The sequence below is a fragment of the Pseudonocardia alni genome, from assembly GCF_002813375.1.
In the GTDB taxonomy this organism is placed as follows: Bacteria; Actinomycetota; Actinomycetes; order Mycobacteriales; family Pseudonocardiaceae; genus Pseudonocardia; species Pseudonocardia alni.
The window spans coordinates 1,183,030-1,204,372 of record NZ_PHUJ01000003.1 but is presented as its reverse complement, the minus strand read 5'-3'; the positions used below and the strand labels follow the sequence as shown (position 1 = coordinate 1,204,372).

General features: G+C 74.2%; 21 protein-coding genes and 4 pseudogenes. 12 read left to right on the top strand and 13 right to left on the bottom strand.

Annotation, left to right across the window (positions count from 1 at the left end):
* Window positions 1-66 precede the first annotated feature (66 nt).
* On the bottom strand, window positions 67-933 hold the full coding sequence (locus ATL51_RS06360) for an SDR family NAD(P)-dependent oxidoreductase (RefSeq protein ID WP_157818241.1): 867 nt from the start codon (window positions 931-933) through the stop codon (window positions 67-69).
* A 100-nt stretch (window positions 934-1,033) separates the two neighbouring features.
* Between ATL51_RS06360 and ATL51_RS06355 the strand changes: the two genes are divergently transcribed.
* From ATL51_RS06355 to ATL51_RS06345, 3 genes are all read left to right on the top strand, one after another.
* On the top strand, window positions 1,034-1,525 hold the full coding sequence (locus tag ATL51_RS06355) for a bifunctional nuclease family protein (RefSeq protein ID WP_157818240.1): 492 nt from the start codon (window positions 1,034-1,036) through the stop codon (window positions 1,523-1,525).
* Between the two features lie 170 nt (window positions 1,526-1,695).
* Window positions 1,696-2,574, top strand: a complete 879-nt coding sequence (locus tag ATL51_RS06350; RefSeq protein WP_073575157.1) for an MBL fold metallo-hydrolase — start codon at window positions 1,696-1,698, stop codon at window positions 2,572-2,574.
* 59 nt (window positions 2,575-2,633) lie between these two features.
* Window positions 2,634-2,942, top strand: coding sequence for a PASTA domain-containing protein (locus tag ATL51_RS06345; RefSeq protein ID WP_073575156.1), 309 nt, complete (start codon window positions 2,634-2,636; stop codon window positions 2,940-2,942).
* Between the two features lie 59 nt (window positions 2,943-3,001).
* Here ATL51_RS06345 and ATL51_RS06340 read toward each other — a convergent pair whose 3' ends face one another.
* Complete coding sequence (locus ATL51_RS06340; protein ID WP_100878003.1) at window positions 3,002-3,877, bottom strand: ANTAR domain-containing protein; 876 nt, start codon at window positions 3,875-3,877, stop codon at window positions 3,002-3,004.
* A 319-nt stretch (window positions 3,878-4,196) separates the two neighbouring features.
* Entirely contained in the window at window positions 4,197-4,439 is a 243-nt protein-coding gene (locus ATL51_RS06335; protein ID WP_073575391.1) for an acyl carrier protein, read from the bottom strand.
* On the opposite strand from ATL51_RS06335, the pseudogene ATL51_RS29670 reads away from it, so the two are divergent.
* Window positions 4,438-4,947: pseudogene (locus tag ATL51_RS29670) on the top strand (alcohol dehydrogenase catalytic domain-containing protein); the annotation flags it as partial. The gene ATL51_RS06335 and the pseudogene ATL51_RS29670 sit on opposite strands and share 2 nt — an antisense overlap.
* A gap of 44 nt (window positions 4,948-4,991) precedes the next feature.
* Window positions 4,992-5,462 (top strand): MDR/zinc-dependent alcohol dehydrogenase-like family protein, encoded by a 471-nt coding sequence (locus tag ATL51_RS29310; RefSeq protein WP_301549281.1) that lies wholly within the window; start codon window positions 4,992-4,994, stop codon window positions 5,460-5,462.
* A gap of 19 nt (window positions 5,463-5,481) precedes the next feature.
* Here ATL51_RS29310 and ATL51_RS06325 read toward each other — a convergent pair whose 3' ends face one another.
* Window positions 5,482-6,690 (bottom strand): NAD(P)/FAD-dependent oxidoreductase, encoded by a 1,209-nt coding sequence (locus ATL51_RS06325; protein ID WP_100878002.1) that lies wholly within the window; start codon window positions 6,688-6,690, stop codon window positions 5,482-5,484.
* Between the two features lie 169 nt (window positions 6,691-6,859).
* Window positions 6,860-7,345 carry a hemerythrin domain-containing protein gene (locus ATL51_RS06320; RefSeq protein WP_100878001.1) on the bottom strand — a complete coding sequence of 162 codons (486 nt, stop codon included), beginning with the start codon at window positions 7,343-7,345 and terminating at the stop codon, window positions 6,860-6,862.
* 110 nt (window positions 7,346-7,455) lie between these two features.
* Here ATL51_RS06320 and ATL51_RS06315 point away from each other — a divergent pair, with 110 nt between their 5' ends.
* Complete coding sequence (locus ATL51_RS06315) at window positions 7,456-7,908, top strand: SRPBCC family protein (protein WP_100878000.1); 453 nt, start codon at window positions 7,456-7,458, stop codon at window positions 7,906-7,908.
* 30 nt (window positions 7,909-7,938) lie between these two features.
* Here ATL51_RS06315 and ATL51_RS06310 read toward each other — a convergent pair whose 3' ends face one another.
* The 5 genes and pseudogenes from ATL51_RS06310 to ATL51_RS06295 form a co-directional block, all read right to left on the bottom strand.
* Window positions 7,939-9,528, bottom strand: coding sequence for a phytoene desaturase family protein (locus ATL51_RS06310; RefSeq protein ID WP_100877999.1), 1,590 nt, complete (start codon window positions 9,526-9,528; stop codon window positions 7,939-7,941).
* A pseudogene (locus ATL51_RS06305) lies at window positions 9,525-9,791 on the bottom strand (cytochrome ubiquinol oxidase subunit I); the annotation flags it as partial. The gene ATL51_RS06310 and the pseudogene ATL51_RS06305, both read right to left, overlap by 4 nt.
* Before the next feature lie 49 nt (window positions 9,792-9,840).
* Window positions 9,841-10,137 (bottom strand): annotated as a pseudogene (locus tag ATL51_RS29820) (hypothetical protein); the annotation flags it as partial.
* A 79-nt stretch (window positions 10,138-10,216) separates the two neighbouring features.
* Complete coding sequence (locus ATL51_RS06300) at window positions 10,217-11,629, bottom strand: cytochrome P450 (RefSeq protein ID WP_301548920.1); 1,413 nt, start codon at window positions 11,627-11,629, stop codon at window positions 10,217-10,219.
* Window positions 11,630-11,917: 288 nt separating this feature from the next.
* Window positions 11,918-12,190, bottom strand: a complete 273-nt coding sequence (locus ATL51_RS06295; protein WP_083658379.1) for a hypothetical protein — start codon at window positions 12,188-12,190, stop codon at window positions 11,918-11,920.
* Between the two features lie 342 nt (window positions 12,191-12,532).
* On the opposite strand from ATL51_RS06295, the pseudogene ATL51_RS29815 reads away from it, so the two are divergent.
* Both ATL51_RS29815 and ATL51_RS29305 read left to right on the top strand, forming a co-directional pair.
* Window positions 12,533-13,027 (top strand): annotated as a pseudogene (locus ATL51_RS29815) (glycosyltransferase); the annotation flags it as partial.
* Window positions 13,020-13,370: a glycosyltransferase gene (locus ATL51_RS29305; RefSeq protein ID WP_100877998.1), complete on the top strand. Its 351-nt coding sequence runs from the start codon at window positions 13,020-13,022 to the stop codon at window positions 13,368-13,370. The pseudogene ATL51_RS29815 and the gene ATL51_RS29305, both read left to right, overlap by 8 nt.
* Window positions 13,371-13,443: 73 nt before the next feature.
* Here the strand turns inward: ATL51_RS29305 and ATL51_RS06280 are convergent, their stop codons facing one another.
* The gene (locus ATL51_RS06280; protein ID WP_100877997.1) at window positions 13,444-14,262 is read right to left on the bottom strand and encodes a sigma-70 family RNA polymerase sigma factor; all 819 of its coding nucleotides are present in this window, start codon (window positions 14,260-14,262) and stop codon (window positions 13,444-13,446) included.
* 474 nt (window positions 14,263-14,736) lie between these two features.
* Between ATL51_RS06280 and ATL51_RS06275 the strand changes: the two genes are divergently transcribed.
* Window positions 14,737-15,585 (top strand): GAF and ANTAR domain-containing protein, encoded by an 849-nt coding sequence (locus ATL51_RS06275; RefSeq protein WP_100877996.1) that lies wholly within the window; start codon window positions 14,737-14,739, stop codon window positions 15,583-15,585.
* Between the two features lie 82 nt (window positions 15,586-15,667).
* Here the strand turns inward: ATL51_RS06275 and ATL51_RS06270 are convergent, their stop codons facing one another.
* Entirely contained in the window at window positions 15,668-16,684 is a 1,017-nt protein-coding gene (locus tag ATL51_RS06270; RefSeq protein WP_100877995.1) for an NAD-dependent formate dehydrogenase, read from the bottom strand.
* 240 nt (window positions 16,685-16,924) lie between these two features.
* On the opposite strand from ATL51_RS06270, the gene ATL51_RS29300 reads away from it, so the two are divergent.
* A complete protein-coding gene (locus ATL51_RS29300) occupies window positions 16,925-17,527 on the top strand; it encodes a universal stress protein (RefSeq protein ID WP_100880520.1) in 603 nt (200 codons plus the stop codon).
* A 206-nt stretch (window positions 17,528-17,733) separates the two neighbouring features.
* Here the strand turns inward: ATL51_RS29300 and ATL51_RS06260 are convergent, their stop codons facing one another.
* The gene (locus tag ATL51_RS06260) at window positions 17,734-18,582 is read right to left on the bottom strand and encodes a helix-turn-helix domain-containing GNAT family N-acetyltransferase (protein ID WP_100877994.1); all 849 of its coding nucleotides are present in this window, start codon (window positions 18,580-18,582) and stop codon (window positions 17,734-17,736) included.
* 92 nt (window positions 18,583-18,674) lie between these two features.
* Between ATL51_RS06260 and ATL51_RS06255 the strand changes: the two genes are divergently transcribed.
* Entirely contained in the window at window positions 18,675-20,018 is a 1,344-nt protein-coding gene (locus tag ATL51_RS06255; RefSeq protein WP_100877993.1) for an FAD-dependent oxidoreductase, read from the top strand.
* A gap of 89 nt (window positions 20,019-20,107) precedes the next feature.
* Entirely contained in the window at window positions 20,108-21,277 is a 1,170-nt protein-coding gene (locus tag ATL51_RS06250; RefSeq protein WP_083658370.1) for an MFS transporter, read from the top strand.
* Window positions 21,278-21,343: the final 66 nt, after the last annotated feature.

Sequence of the window (21,343 nt, the reverse complement as noted above, 5' to 3'; positions counted from 1 at the left end):
GCCGGACGTGCCGGAGGACGTGCCTGGTCCCGGCCGGATCCGGCGCGCCTGGGCCGGCGGCACGGCTCAGCGGCGGGTGCGATGCCCGGACAGGGCGGGGTCCCACAGCGCCCCCGAGGTCTGCGCGGTGCCGCCGTGCAGCGACCAGCGGCCCAGGACGAGCCCGAGCGCACGCTCGACCGGTCCCGGTGCGAACCGGTGCGCGAGGACCAGCAGCCGTACCGCGATCCCGCCTGTGACCGTCTCGGGCCGCGGGCGCCGCAGCCGGGCGGCGATCACCCGGGCGACGCGCTCCGGGGCGTCCACCGGCGGGGGAGGGGCCACCTTCCGCCCGGTGTGGTTGGCCGCGGTCGACCAGATCGGGGTGTCGACGGCCCCGGGCAGCACCGTGCACACCGAGACCCCGCGGATGCCCGCACGACGCAGCTCGGCGCGCAGCCCGGCCGACAGCGTCCGCACCGCGGACTTGGACATGCAATAGGGCGTCACCCACGGCGCCGGGATGATCCCGAGCACCGAGGAGACGTTGACGAGCACACCGTGCCGACAGGCGATCATCGACGGCAGTGCCGCGCGAGCGCCGTTGAGGCAACCGCCGATGTTGATGTCCAGCAGCCGTCGCACGTCGGCGGGCGGAGTCGACAGCACGGTGCCGAACCCGGCGACGCCTGCGCAGTTCACCCAGCCGTCGATCGGGCCGAGCTGCTCGGTGACGTGCGCGGCGGCCGCGCCGACGGCCTCGTCGTCGGCGACGTCGCAGGGCACCACCAGGGCCCGGTCCGGGGGCAGCTCCGCCGCCACGTCCTCCAGGGACGCTCGGTCGCGCGCGATCAACCCGAGCCGGGCGCCACGGCGCGCCAGCTCCCGCACCGTCGCACGTCCGATCCCGCCGGACGCACCCGTCACCACCACCACAGCACCGTCGAGCAGCATGTCCGGCCGGCTACCCGGGCCGCACCGGTCCATGCCGCCGGGTGTGGGTCCCAGAGGCCGGGGTAGGCGCGATGGCGCGACGGACGATGCGGGAGCGGACATGGTCGAGGTACGGGTGAAGGCGGTCGGGGTCGACGCGGTCACGGCCGACCGGGTGGTCCTGTTGGAGGAGACAGCCGGGCGCGGGCGAATAGTCGCAGTGTCGGTCGGTGGGGCGGAGGCGCTGGCCGCGGTCGCCGAGCTGGAGGGGGTCCGCGGTACCCGTCCCGGTACCCACCGGCTGATCGGTGCGGTGCTCGAGGCAGCTGGGCGCCGGCTGCTGTGCGTCCGGGTGCACGCCCTGCGCGACCACGTCTTCCACGCTGAACTGCAGCTCGACGACGGCACCCGCATCGACGCCCGCACCAGCGACGCGGTGGTCCTCGCGTTGCAGGAAAGTGCGGCGATCGAGGTCGGGGACACGGTGCTCGCCGCGGCCGGTATCGACCCCGGCATGGTCAGCGTGCAGGATGCGGGGCCGGAGACCGACGATGTCGACGCGTTCCGCAGGTTCCTCGACACCGCGGTGCCCGACGACTTCGACGGCCCCTGAGGGCGGCCCCGGCGGTTGTCGTGTTCAACCACCGGGGCCTGACACGATCCGGCTCCCGGGTACCGATCCGAGCCGCCTTCCAGGGTCGCTGGTGCACAACCGCGATGCACGGAGTGGTGGAGGGGTTCACGTCGGGTGTTGGCTCGCGGGCGCCGGGTAGGCGGGCAGGCGTGGACACCTCGCTGACGTTCGTCGGGACCGCCACCGTGATCCTGCGGCTGGGCCGGTTCCGGCTGCTGACCGACCCCAACTTCCTGCATCGGGGGCAGCGTGCCCGGTTGGGTTGGGGTCTGTCGTCGAGGCGGCGAACCGACCCGGCGCTGGACATCGATCAGCTGCCCCGCCTCGACGCGGTGGTGCTGTCGCACCTGCATGGGGACCACTTCGACGACGTCGCCCGTGACGGACTGGACCGTTCGGTGCCCGTCCTCACCACCCCACACGCGCGCCGCCGGCTGCGCAGGTGGGGGTTCGAGGCGGCCACCGGACTCGAGACCTGGGACAGCTGGGAGCTCGGTGACGACGAGGAGCGGGTCCGTATCACCTCGGTACCGGCGCGGCACGGCCCGGTGGGTGTACACCGGCTCCTGCCGCCGGTGCAGGGCACGGTGATCGACCACGAGCGCCGGGGCCGGCGGGTGCTGCGGCTCTACATCACCGGGGACACCGTCCTGGTCCCCGAGCTGCGTGAGATCCGCGACCGGTTCGGTGACATCGACGTGATGGTCGCCCACCTCGGCGGTACCCGGGTCGGCGGTGTGCTGGTCACCCTGGACGCCTCGCAGGGCAGCGACCTGGTGGAGATGGTCGGGCCCGGTCGCGTGGTCCCCGTGCACTTCGACGACTACGACGTGTTCCGGTCCCCACTGACACACTTCCTGGAGGAGATGCGGGCCCGCGGGATGGGCGACCGGGTGCGGGTGGTCGGGCGCGGGGACACCGTGGAGCTGCCGCCGTCGACGGGACGGTGGGTCGCGGCGAGCCCGGGCCCCGGTACCGGGTCGGCGAACGCGCCCGGAACACCGTTCGACGCGCTGCCGCCCCGCTGATCCACCGACGTCGTCGACCGGGGAGGTGTGGGCGGCCCGGGCAGCGGTGATGCGAACCCATGGCTTCGACGACCGAACACGGCCGCGAGCGGGTGGTCGTGGTTCCCGATCTCACCGGTCTCGACGTGGCGGGCGCGCACGACGTGGCGCTCGACGGCGGCGTGCTCGCCGTCGAGCACCGCCGTCCCGGCGAGGACCCACCGCAGCGGTGCGTCCTCGAACAGGAGCCACGGGCCGGGGCCGTCGTGACGTTCGGCAGCACCGTGCGGATGTGGACCGGCCCTCCGCCCGGTGACGACGGCGGGGGCGGTGGGGGTGGGCTGCGCCCGGTCGGGCCCGGCCCGGTGGTGACCGGTGGGCGGCGTTGACGGCGCCGCCCACCCCGACCCACACGTCGCGGACCCCGTCCCCCTCCGGTGCCGGACGCTCAGCCGCCGCACCGGCCCGAGGGCTCGCCCCGCGCGGCGTTCTCCACCACCGACAGCGCGACCTGCCGCAGCTTGGTGTTCGTGGTCTGCGACAGCTCCCGCAGCAGCGCGAACGCCTCCTCCGGCCCGCAGCCGCGGGTCGCCATGAGCACACCTTTCGCCTGCTCGATGGCGACGTGCCGCCCGAAGCGCAGCCGCAGTGCCTCGCCCTCGGTGGCGAGCTCGCGGACGAGCGCGACCGCCGGGACCGGGTCGGCCGGGAGCGCCGGCAGGTGCGAGCCGGGCGGGGCCGCCGGACCGTACCCGGAGAACCCGGGGCCGTTTCCCCCGGTCCGACCGCCGGGCGTGTCCGCAGCGTTGTCGTCCTGTCCGCACCGTCGTGTCCGGTCCACGAGCGTCCCGAGTCCGTCGCCCGGCACCGCGTCGTCGACTTCGGCCCGCACCGGCCACAGCGGGGTGACATCCTCGATGTGCACGAGGATCCCGGCCAGCCGGCCTCGGGGGTCACGGACGGGGGAGTGCGCTCCGACCCAGTACTTCTCGACGAAGCCGTCGGCCCCGCGCGGTGCGGGTACGTCGTAGCGCTGCAGGCCGACGTCGTCGCGGGCGCCGCGGCGCAGCACTCGCAGCAGCGACGCCGTCACTGCCGCCACCGCGCCGACGTCCGGCGCCGCAGGGTTGTCCGGGAAGACGTCGAACAGGGGCCGGTCCAGGGCCTCGCCGGGCTCGCGCAGTGTCGCCTCGAGCCAGGCCGGGTTCACCGCGCGTATGCGCAGTGACCGGTCGAGCACGGCGTACGGCGAGCGGGTCGTCTGGAACAGCGGGTTGTCGTTGATGGCGCGCAGCAGACGCGCCTCCGGTCCACCGGGGGGCATCTCGTCCTCCGATACCGCCGGCCGCGGTCGGCGTGCGGGGGACGGCTCGGGGGAGCGTCGGGCGTGGCCGGGAGCGCGGTCCGGCAGCGCATTCTCGTGCACTGACGGGGGATCCCCGGCCCGGGACGCACGCGGGCGTGCACGGGTGGGGACGCTGGGCCGGCTGTTCGACCCCGGGGCGGCGCCGGCCGGGACCGGAGGCCCCTGGCGCACTGCGACAGAACGTTAGGACACCGCCGCCGGGCGGCACCACGCCGGGTCACCCCGTCCGGTCGGCGCCGGCCGGCCCCCTCCGGCCGGCCGGCGCCCCGAGCACCGGTCAGGAGACCGCGGCGCCCGTGTCCTCCTTCGACGACAGCTTCGCGAGCAGGTCGTGGCAGGTGGAGGCGCGTGTCGCGTCCTCCTCCATGACCCGCTCGAAGAACTCCGCGATGTCGTCGTAGCCCGCGTTGCGCGCGTCGCGGACGTACTGGCCGTAGTCGTGGCCGCCCTTGAGCGCGTGGTACTGCACCGACACCAGGTCGAACACGACGTCGCTGAATCCGGTCTCGCCTGTGGCCATGACGGCCACCTCCTCCTCGGTCGTTCCCGTTGGCGTGCCCCTCCTACCCACGACCCCGGCGGTCATGCCGGACATGGCGCCGGTTCCGGCGGGTAGGCGCACGCCCGTTGCAGGAACGACGACCGGAGGAGGACGAGTGAAGGCAGTGGTGTGGCAGGGCCCCGGCGAGATCGAGCCGGCCGAGGTGCCCGACCCGGCCCCGCGCGACCCGGGCGACGCCGTCGTCCGGTTGACCGTCAGCGCGATCTGCGGGACCGACCTGCACATGGTCCGCGGCACCATGCCGGGGATGCGGCCCGGGACGGTGCTCGGGCACGAGGGTGTCGGCGTGGTCGAGGAGGTGGGCGACGGGGTACGGGCCTTCCGCCCCGGCGACCGGGTGGTGGTGCCGTCCACCCTGTGCTGTGGGCGCTGCGCCTACTGCCGCGCCGGGTACACGTCGCAGTGCGACGCGGCCAACCCGAACGGTCCACAGGCGGGCACCGCCATCCTCGGCGGCCCGGTCGACAACGGGGGCTTCGACGGACTGCAGGCGCGGTACGCGCGGATCCCGTGGGCGGACGCCAACCTGGTACCGCGCTGCCCGACGCCGTCGGCGTCGACTCCTACGGCCCGCCGAGCAGCGACGACGGCGACCGCGAGCGCCGCGTCGCCGAGCTGGAGGACGCCGCCGCGGGCGGGGAGACCGCGTGGAACGCCGGCGACGACCCGTCGCAGGCCGCGCGGTGGACCGCGCAAGCGGTGGCCAAGGCCGGCACGATCGGCGTCATCGGGGTCTACCCGCCGACCCTGCAGTCCTATCCGATCGGCACCGTGCTGAACCGCAACCTCACGGTGCGCGCGGGAAACTGCCCGCACCGGGCACTCATCCCGGAGCTGATCGACGTGGTCGCCGCGGGCGTGCTCGACCCCGGTCGCGGGGTGACCGTGCGGGAGGGCCTGGGCGGCGTCGTCACCGCGTACCAGGAGTTCGACGACCATCGCGCGGGCTGGGTCGAGGTCGCGCTGGACCCCGGCACCTGATCGACGCCGGTCCCCGGGGTCAGTCCCGGGGGCCGGCCGTGGTCGGCACGTCCGCGACCTCCGATGCCCTCGCGTTGCGCCGCACCAGGTCCGAGCCACGCTCGTAGTCCTCGTCGGCCTGGTGGGTGGCGACCCCGCACACCGACCCGTGACGCTGATACCAGGCGGTGAACCCGCCGCCGGGGTGGGTGGTCAGGGCGACCTCGTCGAACCCGTCGCCCCAGGCGGAGTACTTGAGCACGCGGTCGCCGATCTCGGACCAGAAGCCGGGCGCGGCGTCCCAGCGGGCGTCCGACCCGGCGGCGGCGGCCCCGGCGACGGCGCCCATCTCCTCGGCATCGCCCCAGTGCTCCACCCCGACGTGCCGGCCCGCGGCCGCGTTGAACGCACGCGCGACGTCCCCGGCGGCGAACATGCCCGGCACCGCGGTCCGCATGTGCTCGTCGACGACGACTCGTCCGTCCTCGACCAGGACCCCGGCCGCCTCGGCCGGCCCGAGCCGGGGGCGGGCGCCCGCCGCGACCAGTACCAGGTCCGCCGCGACGGGCTCGCCGTCCCGGACGTGCACCACGCGCGCGCCACCGGTCGACTCGATCCCGGTGACCTCGGCGTCGCCGCGCAGGCGGACCCCCGCTCCTCTCAACCAGTCCGCGATGCGGTCGCCGACGGCGTCACCGAGCCGCGAGGCCTGCGGGACCCGCTCCGTGCTGCACACCGTCACGTCCAGGCCGCGTGCGGCCAGCGACGCCGCCGCCTCACAGCCGATGAACCCCGATCCGACGACGACGACGGACCCCGCGTCGTGCAGTCCCGCCAGCAGCGCCCGCGCGTCGGCCAGCGAGCGCAGGTGGTAGGCGTCGCCGTCGCCGGGGACGGGCAGGCGCACCGGCTCCGATCCGGTGGCCAGCACGCATGCCCGCCAGCGCACCTCGCCACCGTCGCCGAGCCGCGCAGTACGGGTACCGGGCTCGAGCGAGGCGACCGTGGTCCGGGTGCGCACCTCGACGTCGCCGAGCCGGGTCAGGTCGTCGAGCAGCAGGTCGTCCTCGCCGAGGTTTCCCCCGCGCAGGAGTTCTTTCGTCAGTGGAGGCCGGAGGTAGGGAGGGCTGTCGTCGGCGGACACCAGCAGCACCGGGCCGGGGCCACCGTGCCCGCGGTACGCGGTCACCGCGGCATGGGCTGCGGGGCCGCCGCCGACCACGAGCAGTCCGGTCGTCGTCACGCTCATGTCGCCCGCCTACCCTGACCGAACGCGTCGACACCCGGGCGCCGTGCCGTGGGGCACGCTTGCCGAGCCGCGGGCAGTGGTCGAGCTGCGGTGGCCCGGGGATCGAGGCCGCGCCCGCGATCGACGGCGCTGTGTCCGCCTCGCGCGGCAGGCCGTGGTGGTGCGGCCCTCACCCGAGGACGGCGGTGGGGCTGCGGCGGTCGTCACGCGGGTCGATCGTCTCCTGGACGGCGCGGGCGAGCTCGTGCAGCTCCGTGACCGTCAGGCGCCGACGCAGGGCCGGGAGCCGCCGCGTCTCGACGCCCTCGATGTGGAAGCGGGTGGACACGGCGAGCCGGTGCAGCACCTGCTCCGCGTCGGGCGACCCCGTACCGACGGCGAGCAGCTCGGTGACCAGGGCTTCGAGCTGCTCGTGCTCCTCGGCGTCGGCCTGTGCGCAGCGGTCACCGTCCTCGAGGCAGCGGCGCAGCACCGGATGCAGCAGGGTCTCCTCGGCGACGCAGTGCCGGCGGACCGCGTTCGCGGCGCGGACGGCCAGGTCGGAGCGCTGCGGGCCGGGGTCGGCCGCGGCGGCGCGGTCGAGCAGGGCCAGCAGCATGCGGTGGTCGGCGGCGAGGACGTCGATCAGGTCGTCGGGTGCAGGGTCGGTCGTCACCGCAGATGTATCACCGGTGGTCGTGGGTCCAAACCCGGGTGCGGGGGTGTGACGGGGCCGAGCGTGGGTACGGGTCGGATCGTCCGATCGGCGACGGAGAGGCGGGTCCGATGATCGAGGTACGGCGGCGGGTGCACGCCCGCACCGAGGATGTCTACGCGATCCTGACCGACGGCTGGAGCTACGGCCTGTGGGTGGTCGGGGCGGTGCACATCCGGCGGGTCTCGTCGGACTGGCCGCGGGTGGGCTCGACCATCGAGCACAGCGTAGGGGCGTGGCCGCTGATGATCGAGGACCGCACCGTGGTCGAGGAGAACGAGCCCGGAAGGATGCTGCAGCTGCGCGCCCATGCCGGGCCCGGAGGCACCGCGCGGGTGCGCCTGGAGCTGACCCCCGATGGAACGGGTACGACGATCCGGATGACCGAGGACGCCGTCGCCGGACTCGGGCGGCTCATCCCCGTGCCGGTCCGGGCGCCGCTGTTGAAGCTGCGCAACGCGGAGAGCCTGGCCCGGCTCGCCGCCCTCGCCCGGGGGCGCCCGGACCGGCCCGAACGGCCCTGACCGGGGGCCCTGACCGGGCCGCGCGGAGGCTCAGCCGTGGATCCGTCGATGCGCGAAGCGGACCGCGCCCCGGTAGAGCGGCCCCGCGGGCCCCGATGCGGCCAGCGCGGCCCGGGCGGCGTTCGCGCCGGGCCCGCCGTGCACCGCGCCGCCCGGGTGCGCCGACGCCCCGGACAGGAACAGCCGGTCGACCGGGGTGTCGGCGCGGCCCAGCCCGGGCGTCGGGCGGAACACCAGCTGCTGGTGCGGCGCGCAGGTGCCGGCGGTGATCGCGCCGTCGACGAGGTTGCCGTCGTAGTCCTGCAGGTCTGCGGGCCCGGCCACCGACCGGGCCCGGACCACACTCGTGAAACCGGGCGCGTGGTCCTCGACGACGCGCTCCATCCGGTCGGCCCAGCGCAGGACGTCGTCGCGACCCCACCCCAGCCCGCGTGGCACGTGGGTGTATGCCCACGCCGACTCGGTGCCGGGTGGGGACCGGTCGGGGTCGGCCGTGGTCATCTGGCCGAACAGCAGGAACGGTTCGCCGGGCAGCCGGCCGGCCGACAGGTCGGAGGCGTAGCGGCGCAGCCCGTCGACGTCGGCGCCGACGTGCACCGTGCCTGCCGACCGGGCGCTCAGAGCCGTCCACGGAACCGGGCGGTCCAGTGCCCAGTCGATCTTGACGGTGGAGAAGTCCCACTGGAACCGGTCGAGGTCGGCGACGAACCTCGCCGGCAGGTGCTCCTCGCCGACGAGGTCGCGGTAGAGGCGGGGTGCGTCGACGTCGGCGAGCACCGCGCGGCGGGCGAGGACCCGGCCGCCGTGGGCGTCGAGCACGCCGGTGGCCCGGCCACCCTCCACCAGTACCGAGGTCACCGGGCGGCCCACGTCGAGTCGTCCGCCGCGGGCGGTGAACCGGGCGACCAGCGCGTCGGTCAGGGCCCCGGAGCCGCCCGCGGGAACGGGGAACCCGATTCGCTGGCCGAGCATCGCGAGCAGCCATCCGTAGGCGGCGCTGGCCGCGTTGTCCGGTCCCAGGTCGGTGTGCAGGGCGTTGCCGGCCAGGAGCAGCGGTGCCGCGGTGCCGCCGAACCGCTCGGCGGCCATGCGCGCGACCGGTTGCAGCAGGGTCCGGGCCAGCCGCAACGTGTCCCCGGTCCCGAGCCGACGCCACAGCCGCGACGCGGCCCGGACCGGTGGGAACGGTCGCAACGCTGCCTCCAGCACATCGGTGCCGATCGCGTCCCACTCCGCGACCATGGCGCGCCAGGCGTCGCCGTCGCCGGGATGGTCGGTGTCGAGGGCGGCCGCGGTGTCGTCGAGGCTGCGGTGCAGCACGGCGCAGCGTCCGTCGGCCGTCGGGTGGGCGACGACCGCGGGCGCGTGCCGCCACACCAGGCCGTAGGAGGGCAGGTCCAGCTCGCGCAGTACGGGGGAGGCGGCCCCGAGCGGGTGGAAGGCACTGGCCAGGTCCGACCGGAACCCGGGCGCGGTGATCTCCGCGGTACGGACCGCGCCGCCCGGGGCGTCGGACGCCTCGCAGAGCAGCACGTGCCACCCGGCGTCGGCGAGGAGGTTGGCGGCGACGAGGCCGTTGTGCCCCGCGCCCACGACGACGGCGTCGACGGTGTCGGTCACGAGTTCTCGCTCCCCTCTCCACGGGCGTGGGCGACGGTATGTGGGTGGTGCAGCTCGAATGCAGGACGTTCGGAACGGATCGCCGGGAGCTCGGTGACGTTGTGCCGGGGCGGCGGGCAGGACGTCGCCCACTCCAGGGAGTTGCCGAACCCCCACGGGTCGTCCACGTCGACGACCCGCCCGAAGCGGTAGCTGCGGAACACGTTCCACAGGGACGGCAGGGTCGACGCCCGGAGCAGGAACGCGCCGATCGAGGACACAGTGGCCGAACAGCAAGACCGACGGCGTCCGGTAGGCCGTCGCGAGGTGCGCGGGACCCGTGTCACCGCACACCAGCCGGCTCGCCGCTGCCACCAGCGCGGCGAGTCCGACGGGGTGAGCGCGCCCGCCGAGGTCGGCCCCCGCAGGCGGCCCGGTCGCGCGGCTGACGGCTGCGGTGAGGTCACGCTCGCCCGGCCCGCGGGTCCGTCCAGCGGCTGACCAGCCCGGCCTCGTCGGGCCGCTGCAGCACGACGTCGAAGGCGGCCCCGGCGAGCTCGTCGAGATCCAGCTCGCGGACCCGGTCCGGCCAGGACCGCCCGCAGCGCCCGCGCCCCCACGGCCCGCCATCGGACAGCAGCGCCAGCAGGTAGTCGTGCGATGGACGAGCGCGTCCACGACCCGTGGACGCGCCACAGCAGGACCCGGCTCACGGCGTGGTCGCCGCGCGGGAGACACCGAACCGCATGGCGTAGGGGTTGAGACCGCGCGGCAGCGGCGCGGACGGGTCGAACGACTCCGGCGGCAGCAGTACCGTGTGGTGCCCGTCGAGGAGCGCCGCCAGCACCGTGGAGGCCACGAAGAGCACCAGCTCACGGGCCGGGCAGATTCCGTGCCCACCGCTGAACGGGGTGAGCATCCAGTCGTCGGTGGCGGAACCGTCGAGCCACTGGTCGACGTCGAGGGTGTCGGCATCGGAGCGGCGGGTGTCGTCGCGATGCAGGAACCACGCCGGAACCAGCACCGAGGTGCCCGCCGCGAGGTCGCCGCCCGGCCACCGCGTAGCGCGTGTGGACTCGCGCAACAGCAGCGGCGTGGTCGGCCACAGCCGCGTCGACTCCAGCACCGCGGCACGCAGCACCGGCAGTTCGGGAGGCCCGTCCTGAGCCCCCTCGGCGATCTCGGCGCGGGCCCGTCCGCGCACCTGCGGGTGGGTGGCGAGCAGCGCGAGCGCCCGGAAGGTCACCGCGGCGCCGGGGTCCCAGGCGAACAGCCAGTGCCCGACCTGGTCCTCCGGCGTGATCCCCGTCCCCGGGTCCTGGGCGGCGATCCGGGCGGCGAGGCTGCCCGGGGCGGCCCGATCCAGGTGCCGCCGCACTCCGGCGGCGAAGCGTTCGCGCAGGTGGTCGTGGCGGGGGGCGAGGAAGGACCAGTTACCGCGCCCGCGCAGCCGGGTGAGGGTGTCGGTGAGGTCGTGGTCGTCGCGGGCCTGCGGGCCCAGCACGATGCGACGCACGGTGCGCCACCACGACCGCACGAAGTCGTCCCAGCTCAGCACACCGGTGCGGGCGGCGATGTCGCGCAGGGCGCCGGTCTCGGCCCGGGCGACGGCGGCGATGTGTGCGGCGTCGGTGTGCAGCGGCGTCCCGGTGTCGAGGACGGTCTCGGTGAAGCGGCGTCGCTCGGCGCGGGCGTCGCCGTGCGAGACGAGCACGCCGTGCGGCTGGAAGTGGCCGAGTGCGCCGCGCTTCTCCCAGGAGGCCGGGGCGAACGGCTCGGGGCCCTCGGTCAACACCCGCCGGACGCCGTCGCCGTCGAGGACCAGCGCGAACGGGCGTCCGGGCAGCGGAACCCGGACCGGGCCGTCGCCGTAGCGGGCGCGCAGCTGCTGCAGCAGCCGCACGGCTGCATCGTCGGTCCCGAGCCGCCCTGCCAGCGCCACCACGCGCGGTCGCCGGGCGATGACGCCCTGAGCGATGATCGGGCCCAACGCGGTGCCGAGCAGCCGCGCGGTGTCGGCGGGGGACAGGACGGGCAGCGGACCCGGGCCGCTCGTCGCCGCCGGCTCCGACGAGGTGCGGGGCGGGTCCGAGGTCACGGCGTCGTTCGAGGGAGTGGCCATGCCCGGTCCGATACCCGCGGTCACGCCGAGCATGCCCCGGGGGCCGGGCCGGGCCGGGCCGGTGCGTGGATACGCCGCAGCGTGTGTATCGCGATCTCCGAACAGGCCAGCCCCTTCGTCGACCCCGGCGGACCGGATGCCGGCGGACAGAAGGTCCACGTCCGGGAGCTGGCCCTGGCACTCGGTCGCGCCGGGCCGGGATGGGCGCGGCCGGCCGGCCCGCGCCGTCGAAGGCTACGGGCGGGACCGGGTCGCCGGACGCGTCGCCCGGGTGCATCGGCGCGCGGTTCAGGAGTCGACGGGCAGCGTGCGCCGTACGACCGCGTCGTGCTCGGCGAGCCGTTCCAGCGCCGCACGCGTCGTCACGGGCGGTACCCGGTCGCGGTGAGCGTGGACGAAGCGCTGCCGGCGGGTGTCGGGCTCGCCGCGGTCGGCGGCGCAGAACTGCAGGAAGTGCTCGGCGATCTGCCGGTAGGTACGGCGGGTCGACTCGTCGTCGATCCGGGTCGCGAGCCAGGCGACGAACGGAGCGAGTCGTTCGCCGGTGTGCAGGGGATCCACGGTGATTCCTCGGCTTCTCGGGTGTGTGACCGACCACAGCTACCCGCCCCCGGCCGCGTCACACGGCAGGACCGCCGGATACGCGTTCGTGGACTGCACTGCGGCGAGATGGCCGCCCTGCCGCCGATGGCACATGACGTCGTCGCCCGCATCCGCGCGAGACGTCGAGGTCGTGCACCACTACGGGCCGGAGGTGACGGGCCCCCGGCCGACGGGACGCTGCGGAGCGTCTCGGCACGGCACGGGCAATGAACCGGCGTCGTGCGGGTACACGCCGCGCACCCGCACGCGTAAAACCCTGCTGCGCGGGCTCCGCGGTCCGCCGCGCACCTGGAGGTCAGCGTGCACATCACCGTCGTGTCCGGTTCACTCGACCCGTGGACCACCCCCGATCGCCCCGACTGGAGCGGCCGGGCCCGGCACCTGAGCGAAGTGGTCGACACGCTCGCCGCGGGTGGACACCACGTGGACGCCGTGGCCCCGGGTGACCCGTCCATCGACCCCCCGGGCGGTGGCCCGGTCGTCCACCGTGTCGCAGGAATGGCCGGCGCCCCGCCAGACCGTGTCGTGGAGGCGTTGACCGCGGCGCTGCGCCGGCTGTGGCGCGGCGGCCGGCCGGACGTCGTCCACGCTTACCACTGGACGGCAGTGCTCGCCGCCCGCTCGGCCGCACCCGGCGTCCCGGTCGCCCAGCTCGTGCACGGCGCGGCAATGGAAGCCGGCGGTGGGCGTGGGGCGGTGGAGCGGGCCGTGCTGCGCGACGTCGACCGGGTGCTGGTGACCAGCGTCGAGGACCGCCGGCGGCTGTTCGCCGCCGGCGTCGAACCGGATCGACTGCAGATCGTGCCCGGCCGATGTCGTCGTCTGCCCGGAGCCGTACTGGACGACCGGGTTCGGCGCTCTGGAGGGGATGGCCTGTGGGTGCGCGGTGGTGAGCGCGCAGGTGAGTGCGCACACCGATCTCGTCGTCGACCAGGTGTCCGGGCTCGTCGTCGCCCCGCGGGACGCGGCCGCACTGGCCCGTGGGTTGCGGACGGCGCTCAAGGGGCGTTCCCGCTACCAGGCGCTCGGTCTGGCCGGTCGCAACCGCGTCGAGGCGGCCTACCGGCGCGCGCACGGCGTGGAGGCGATGGACCAGGCACTCGACCGGGCTCGGGCACGCTCGGCCGTCGCCGGCTGACCCGCCGCAGCGGAGGGAGGGGCGGGCCCGCACCGCGGGGCCCGTCCTCCTCGTGTCGCGGGTGGCGGCCCGGTCAGCCGTCCAGTTCCTCCCGCAGCCGGGCCACGATCCGGCTCAGCAGCCGGGACACATGCATCTGGGAGACACCGATCTCTGCGGCGATCTCGGTCTGGGTCTTGTCGCCGTAGAAGCGCAGCAGCAGGATGCGCCGCTCCCGGGCGGGCAGCTCGTCGATCCGGGCGCGGAGCTCGCCGCGCAGGGATGCGTACTCCAGTTCGGGGTCCTCGTCGCCGAGGCGCTGCCCGAGCGTCGGCTCGCCGTCCGGGCCGGGGGCGTCGAGCGACAGGGCGTGGTGGGTCTCCATGGCGCCGAGCGCGTCGACGACACGGGCGACGTCGACGTCCAGCTCCTCGGCCAGCTCGCTCGGCTTCGGGGCGCGGCCGAGCCGCTGGGTCAGCGCCAGTGCCGCCCGGTTCAGCCCGACGCTGAGCTCCTTGAGGTCGCGCGGGACGCGGACCGCCCAGCTGTGGTCGCGCAGGTACCGCATCAGCTCACCGCGGATGGTCGGCACGAGGTAGCCGAGCGGGCCGCCGGTCGCGGCGCCCGGGTCGTACCGGTCGACAGCCTTGATCAGCCCGAGGGTGGCCGCCTGCTCGACGTCGTCCGCGGCGTGCGAGCCGGTGACGTAGCGGCGGGACATGTTGCGGGCCAGGGGCAGGAACTCGCAGATGATGCGGTCGCGCAGCGGCCCGCGGTCCGGATCGTCCGGCGCCATGGCGGCCAGGCGCTGCAGCTCGGGGGCGAGGTCGTCGTAGCCGTGAGGGCCGTTGCGGCGGGACCGTCGAGTGACGGTGGACTGCCGCTGGGCCGGGACGAGCACGGATGTCCGCATGGAGGCTCCCGATGTCGGTACGGGTGTCGTCTCCGCTGCGGTGTTCAACGGTGCCGGGTCGCGATCGAGATGACCCGGACTCTGAACGTACGAAGAGGACCGGAGCACCGCAAGACCGCTCACCGCACGGGCCTGCCCCACCGGTCTGCATGATGAGCGCTCTCCCGGCCCGCGCGCCGGGCGGGTCGCTCCACTGTCGCCGGTGCGATCACAGCCGCCCGCCGTGGCCCTCGGTGCCGGCGACACGCGGCGGCTGCGTCGACCGGACCTCGACGGTCGATCTCGCTCCTGACGATTCGCGAGAGGTGACCGCGGCCCGGGCGACAGCTCCGTCCGGCTCGGTGCCGCTGTGCACATCATCGCGTCGCCGCTACCGTCGCTCTACCTGATCAGTGCCACGATCGACCGCTCAGCACCAGGCCCCACGACACGCCGTGCCGGCGGCGAACATCTGACAGGAGTGAGGGCGACCGGATGAACTCCTACGACGCACCCACCTCCGCGGCCGAGCAGGTCCCCGACCTCGATGTCGGTCGATCGGGCAGGAAGCCCACCGCGCACCCGAGCGATGCACCAACGGTGGCGGAGCTCGGTGAGTCACTGCGGACGGCGTTGGCCACGTCCGCTCGTCGGCTCGTCGACACCCGGGTCGACTCGCCGCACAGCACGGCGATGCTGCATACCGTCGTCGCGAGCGCCCTGGACATGATTCCGTCGGCCGCGGGCGCGAGCGTGACGATGATCGACCGCCACGGAGCCATCACCACACACGCCCCCTCCGACGATCGGGTGGCCGGTGTCGACGAGTTGCAGGCGGCACTGGGTGAAGGGCCCTGCATCGACGCCCTGCGCAGCGTCGGCGACGGTGTCACCGACGTACCCGACCTGGGCGGGGGCGTCGTCCCGTGGCCGCGGCTGGTACCGCACGTCCGCAGGGCGGGCTTCGCCGCGGTTCTGTCCTTCCACCTGTCCGCCGGTCGCTCAGCGGGCGCGCTCAACCTGTGGGGCCGTGAGCCGGACGGCTTCACCGAGCACGAGCGGTTGCTCGGGGCGCTGTTCGCCGACCAGGCCGCGGTCGCGCTCGCCGGGGCGCGGCGGGCGACCGAGCTGACACGTGCACTGATCAACCGTGAAGCCATCGGGAGGGCCAAGGGCGTGTTGATGGAACGTTTCCGCATCTCCGACGGCGAGGCGTTCACGATGCTGATCGAGTCCTCGCAGAGCACGAACCTCAAGCTCGCCGATGTCGCGAACTGGGTGATCACCGATGCCGAGGCCGGCTACGCCGCTGAACGAGCAGCCGGGACCGTCGACCCGGCGTGAGACCACGCGCGGCTCGCGGCCCCGACTCGTTCCTCGACGCGCCCGGTGCCCTATCCGTGGTGTGAAGGGGTGCCGGGCGAGTTCACTTCTGCGGTGCGGCGACGACGTAGTCGTCGGGCAGGGGCTCCCCGGCCAGGTGCGCGTCGAGGATCTCCCGCACCCCGTCCGCGATGCGGGCCTGCGCCTCCACCGTCATGCCGGAGTAGTGGATGGTCAGGGCGTGGCGCGGCATGGCCCGCCAGGGGTGGTCGGCCGGCGCGGGCTGGGGGTACCAGGTGTCGCCGGCGTAGCCCCCCAGCTGTCCGGACTCGCAGGCCTCGCGGACGGCGTCGGCGTCGGCGATGGCCCCGCGGGCGGTGTTGACCAGCCACGAGCCGGGCTTCATCGTCGCGAGCCGCTCGGCGTCGAACAGCGCACCGGTGTCGGATGTCAGCGGGGTGGCGGCGCAGACGACGTCGGAGGTGCGCACCAGCTCGTCGAGCCGGGCGTACCGGACTCCGAGGGTCGCCTCCTCGGCCGGGCTCCGCCGGTGCCGCGCGTAGTAGAGGATCGTCACGTCGAATGCCTTGAGCCGTAACGCCGTCCGGGCGCCGATCGCGCCGAGCCCGAGGATGCCGACGGTCTTGCCCTCCAGGTCGTGCGCCTCCTGTGCGGCGTCGGCGACGTCCCAACGGCCCTCGGCGACCTGACGGTGGGCGGGCACGAAGTTGCGTACGAGCGCGAGGATCTGCAGCACGTTGTGCTCGGCCACGCTGACGACGTTGGAGCCGGTCACCTCGGTGACGCTGATGCCGCGGGCGGTGGCCGCGTCGGCGTCGACGTGGTCGGAGCCGATGCCCGCGGTGATGACGAGCGAGAGGTGGTGCGCCTTCGCCATGCGGTCGTCGTCGAGATAGACCGGCCAGAACGGGGTGGTGATCAGCACCTCGGCGTCGGCGAGCTCGCGGTCCAGCTGCTCACCGGTGTCGCTGGTGGTCACCAGCTCGTGCCCGGCCGCGGAGAGGCGGTCGGCGAGGTCGAGTCCGCGGGCTGCACTCGCGACGACATGGGGGTGGTGCTCGGGGTGGTCGTCCGGATAGAGGACGGCGACGACCTTCACGGGATCCTCCTCACGAGGGGTGGCGTACCGGCGGCGGCTACCCGGGCCTGCCGCGGACAATCACCGGGACGTGCGGCCGGTCCGGCACGTAGGCCCTGCAGGCGGTCCGATCGGGCCCGCTACGGCCCAGCCGGAACCCGACGGGGAAGGCATGCTGTGCCCCGGCCCGGGTAGGCGGCCCGTCCGGAGGAACTCAGGTCAGGAGGCTCGGTGCATCACTTCCCGAAGGACGAGTCCGTCATGGAAGCCGCGGACGGCCCTGGGGGACGCGTGGGCCCGGGCCCGCACCCCCACGATCCCGTCGACCGGATCGCCTCGGATCCGGACGCGCGCGCTCCCGGGCCGGATCCCGCCGAGCAGGCCGCGCGCGCGGGCGGGGATCCCGGATCCGTCGCAGAGGGTGGCCCGGACGTCTCGGCCGGGGCCGAGATCGGGCCGGACACCGTTGTCGTCGGTGTGGACGGGTCTGCGGCCTCGCGCGCCGCGCTGCGCTGGGCTCTCGCCCACGGCGGGGCGGCCGGCGTCCCGGTGGTCGGTGTGACGGCGTGGCACAGCCCCGTTCAGACCTCGCCGCGTCGGGCTGCAGGCCGGTCCGAGACCGCCGAACGGGCCCTGGCCGATGCCCGGGCCGCGGTGCGCGCCGCCCAGGCCGGAGCCGACGTCCCGGTGCTGACCGGCCACGGCCGAGCGGCCGCTGTCCTCACCGAGCACTCGGCCGGGGCTGCGATGCTGGTGCTCGGCAACTCCCGCCCGGTCGCTCTCACCGCTGCCGCGTCGACGGTCGTGGAGTGCCTGCGGACAGCGTCGGTGCCGGTCGTCGTCGTTCCCGGGGCAGGGGAGTGACGCCGAGAACGCGGTACTCGTGAGCGATGCCGCGTGTCGGTGGTGACGACGACCGAGCCGGCAACGCGGGCATGTCGTCGGGGGCGCCGGCGTCGGGAGGTGGCGATCCGCCTCCCCACCGAGTCGTCGGCCACGTGCTCGTTCTCCCATGAATCGCGTGATCATCGCAGTGGATCTGACGGCCTTGTGACGGCGAATCTCGCTGGTCAGCTGCGGTGATCGGAGCGGCGTTCGAGGAATACGGTGTCCCGCCAACGACCGTCGTGCTGTCCGATGCGTTCGCGGACGCCGAGGGTGCGGTAGCCGGCAGCGCGGTGCAGAGCGAGGCTGACGCGGTTCTCGGGGAAGATCGAGGTCTGCAGGGTCCAGAGGCCGGCGTCGTCCGCGGCGCAGACCTGCTGACGGATGAGTGCTCTGCCGACGCCGCGGCCTCGGAATCCGTCGGCGACGTAGATCGAGGTTTCTCCGACGCCGCTGTAGACGGGCCGGGTCGAGACGGGGCGCACGGCGGTCCAGCCCACGACCTGGCCGTCGATCTCGGCGACCCAGCGGTGCTCGCGCAGCCAGCAGGCGTCGAGGTCGGTGCGGTCGGGCACGTCGGTCTCGAAGGTGGCGTGGCCGGTGGCGATGCCCTCGCCGTAGATCCGGAGCACCGCGCCCCAGTCGTCGTCGGTCATGGCGCGGACGGTGACGTCGTCGGGGATGTCGTCGGGGCAGCAGGGGCCGGGGGCGAGCAGGCCCATGACGGCGTCCGCGGCGTGAGGCAGGCCGGTGCAGCAGTTCGGATTGACCGTGACCTGTGTGGTGGTGCCTTCCTTGCGGAGGATGACGAAGCCGGTCTCGGCCAGCTTGCGCAGGTGGTGCGAGCAGGTCGCCTGGCTGATGCCGACCAGCTCGGCGAGCCGGCCGACCGGGACCGGGTTCCCGGCCGTGGCGACGGCGTGCAGCAGACGCACCCGCACCGGCTCGGCGAGGCAGGCGAACCAGTGCGCGTAGGTGGTGGCGTCGTCCGCAGGGAGCTGTGCTGCCTGCGGGTCGGTGGGGAGCACGCTCATGAGCCCAGTATCGACGACGATCGATGGTTGCGTCCATCGATGTGGGTCGATACATTCGGCAGCATTAATCGATAATCGTCGATGGAGGCGGGATGGACGACAGTGCGGGGCTGCCGGTCGTGGTCATCGGTGCCGGCCCGGTCGGGTTGGCTGCGGCGGCCGAGCTGGCCGAACGGGGCGTGGAACCGCTCGTACTGGAGGCCGGGGCGAGCGCGGGAGCATCGGTGCTGCAGTGGGGTCATGTCCGGCTGTTCTCACCGTGGGGCTGGCTGATCGACCCGGCCGCGCAGCGGCTGCTCGCCCCGACCGGTTGGGTGAGTCCGGATCCCGAGGCCTATCCGACCGGTGCGGAGTGGGTCGCGGGCTACCTCGCGCCGTTGGCCGCTGCTCTGGGGGACCGAGTGCGGACCGGGGCTCGTGTGGTGGGAGTGACCCGGCGTGGTCGGGACCGGGTGGTCGACGCCGGTCGCGACAGCGAACCGTTGATCGTGCGGACCGCGGACGGACAGCGCATCGCCGCTCGAGCGGTGATCGACGCCTCGGGTACCTGGACGAGCCCGAATCCGCTCGGCGGTGATGGTCTGCCTGCGGTCGGTGAGGCGGAGGTCGCGCAGCGGGTGCGGGCCGTGATCCCGGACCTGACCGATGCCGCGCAGCGGGCCCGCTACGCCGGTCGGCACGTCGTCGTCGCGGGGTCGGGGCACTCGGCGTCGACCGCGTTGGCCGGGTTGGCGGCGCTCGCCCGTGAGGAGCCGGGAACTCGGATCTCGTGGGTGCTGCGCCGGCCGGGCTTCGGTCAGGTGTTCGGCGGAGGCGAGGGTGATCAGCTTCCCGCTCGCGGGGCGCTCGGGGTTCGGGCGTCCGAGGCTGTCGAAGCCGGGCTGGTGGATCCGGTGTTCGGATTCCGCACCGAGCGGATCGAGCAGGTGGCCGACGGAACGGTGGTCCTGGTCTCGGACGAGGGTCGCACGCTGTCCGGCGTGGACGAGGTGCTCGTGCTGACCGGGTTCCGGCCCGAGCTGGGCTGGTTGTCGGAGGTGCGGACCGAGCTGGATCCGACGCTGCAGGCGCCGGTCCGGCTGGCGCCGCTGATCGACCCGAACGTGCATTCCTGCGGGACCGTGTACCCGCACGGTGCCGCCGAGCTGGTGCACCCCGAACCGGGGTTCTACCTGGCGGGGATGAAGAGCTACGGGCGCGCGCCGACGTTCCTGGCCCGCACCGGCTACGAACAGGTCCGATCGATCGCCGACGCCCTGATCGGTGATCACGAGGCTGCCGCACGCGTGGAGCTGGTGCTCAACGAGACCGGTGTCTGTGGGGGAGCGGGACTGTTCGACGCCGACGAGTCGGACGCCGCGACGGCATCAGGTAGCGGTTGTTGCGGTCCCACCGTCCCTGATGCGGATCCGGCCGGGGCAGCCTCCTCGTCGTGACCTCCGACGAGACGACGACGCGGCCCGCTCGCCGTCGCGGTGGGCGGGCCGGCGGAGGGTTGACGTCCCGTGGCCGGTGGCGGGTCCTCGTGGTCCTGTGCGTCACCGAGATCACCAGCTGGGGCGTGCTCTACTACGCCTTCCCCGTGCTGGCGCCGTCGATCGCGGCCGACACCGGATGGTCCGTCCCGTCGGTCACCGCGGCGTTCTCCGCGGGGCTGGTGGTCTCCGCGCTGGTCGGGATCCCGGTCGGGCGTGTGCTGGACCGTCACGGTCCCCGCTGGGTGATGACCGCGGGCGCGGTCGTCGGCGTGCCGGCCACTCTCCTGATCGCGACGGCCGGATCGTTCCCGGCCTTCGTGGTGGCGTGGCTGCTGGCCGGGATCGCGCAGGCAGCGACGTTCTACCCGCCGGCGTTCGCGGCCCTGACCCGGTGGTGGGGTTCCGACCGGGTTCGTGCGCTGACCGTGTTGACCCTGGTCGCGGGCTTGGCCAGCACCGTGTTCGCCCCGCTCGCCGCGGCGCTGCTGGAGCCGTTCGGATGGCGGGAGACCTACGTGGTCCTCGCCGTCGTCCTCGGGGTCGTCACGATCCCGGCGCACCTGTTCGGGCTGCGCGGCTCGTGGCCCGACCCGGTCGCCGATCCCGTCCGCGACGGCGCCGCTCCGGCGGTCGTCGACGACGACCCGGCACGGATCCGGCACAGCAGAGCGTTCGGGCTGCTGGTCGTGGTGATCACTCTCGGCGGGTTCACCAGCTTCGCCGTCACGGTCAACCAGGTGCCACTCCTGCTCGACCGCGGGATGTCGACCGATCTCGCCGCCTGGGCCCTGGGTCTGGGCGGACTCGGACAGGTCCTCGGCAGGCTCGGCTACGGCCCCCTCGTCCGGCGCAGCACCGTCCGCGGCCGCAGCATCGCCGTGATGGCCGCGCTCGGCGCCACCACGATCCTGCTCGCCGTCCTGCCGGGGCCGGTGTGGGCACTGATCGCTGCAGCGATGCTCGCCGGCGCCGCCCGCGGAATCTTCACCCTCCTGCAGGCCACGGCGTTGTCGGACCGCTGGCACCCACGCGTCTACGGCCGCCTCAACGGGATCCTGTCCGCACCGGTCATGGTCGCGGTGGCGATCTCCCCCTGGGCGGGGAGCGCGCTCGCGGGTCCGCTGGGTGGCTATCCCGAGGTGTTCGTCGTACTCGCCGGAGCCGCGGTGGTCGCCGCCGCGCTGGCAGGTGGAACCCTGCCGCGTCGAGCGGACTGACGGCGGCGACCCGGTCCGCCTCCATCTGTTCACTTGACCGATGGATTCGATGCTGATCAAAATAGA